Annotated in this window: 1 protein-coding gene; it reads left to right on the top strand. The window is 71.3% G+C overall.

Annotated features, from left to right (window positions below; genetic code table 11):
• A partial coding sequence (locus AOK24_RS12550; RefSeq protein ID WP_478078767.1) for a prealbumin-like fold domain-containing protein occupies window positions 1-962 on the top strand: 962 nt, incomplete at both ends.

Genomic DNA, 962 nt, shown 5'->3' with positions numbered 1-962 from the left:
CGCCAACGCCCCCGACGACGCCAAGTCGGCGCACACAAAAGCCGGTTCGGCCGACGCGTCCCCCAAGTCGGCCCGCGCTGACGGCTATTGGCTCACCCTTGCCGCCCGCGTCTGCGACGACTACCCCGACATCATGTCCAACCTCCTCCGCGACAACAATCAGCAGTCCCTGCGCGACCTCGGCAAGGACTCCGTCTACACCCCGGGCCAGCCCGTGGACCCGGTGACCGAGCAGGACAACGACCCCAACTGCCGTCCCCTGACCGGCTGGAGGTTCACCCTGGGCCGGGGGATCAGCGGCGAGGTGGACGGCCTCTCCACCGTCGTCCCCAGTACCTCGGGCGTACGCCCCGTGACGGAGTCCTCCGCCCCGCTCCTCGACGACGCGGGCGACCCCACGGGCGGCACCCTCGCGGGCGCGGTCAATGTCGAGCTGGACTCCACGGACCAGGCCCTCGCCCTCGCGCGCCGCCTCCAGATCCAGGGCGGCACCCCCACCGACCCGCTCAACACAGCTGAGTTGGGGGCGACTTACGCGTTCGGCGCCCTGCGCTGCGCCGTCGACAACCAGAAGAACGACAACGTGGACCGGGCCGCGTTCCCGGCCGGCTCGCACCACGTGTACTGCTACTACTACACGGTCACCCCGCCCCCGGGCGCCGGCAGCATCGTCGTCCGCAAGGAGCTCAAGGACAGCGACGCGACCCGTACCTTCGACTTCACCGGGAACATCTCCTACACCCCGGACCACGACTTCTCGCTCGCCGTCGCGAACGGCGCCGCCGCCGAGCAGACCTTCCGCCGGTCGGCGACGAAGGGCACGAAGTACCCGGCGTGGAGCTTCGCCGAGACGGTCCCCGACGGCTGGACGCTGGCCGGCCTGACCTGCGCCTCCGCGAACGGGACGAGCACCACGACGACGAGCGTCTCCGGCGCCGCGACCGTCGACCTGGCCGACGGCG

It is taken from the genome of Streptomyces niveiscabiei (assembly GCF_001419795.1).
Taxonomy (GTDB): Bacteria; Actinomycetota; Actinomycetes; order Streptomycetales; family Streptomycetaceae; genus Streptomyces; species Streptomyces niveiscabiei.
This window is presented reverse-complemented; position numbering and strand designations above follow the sequence as displayed.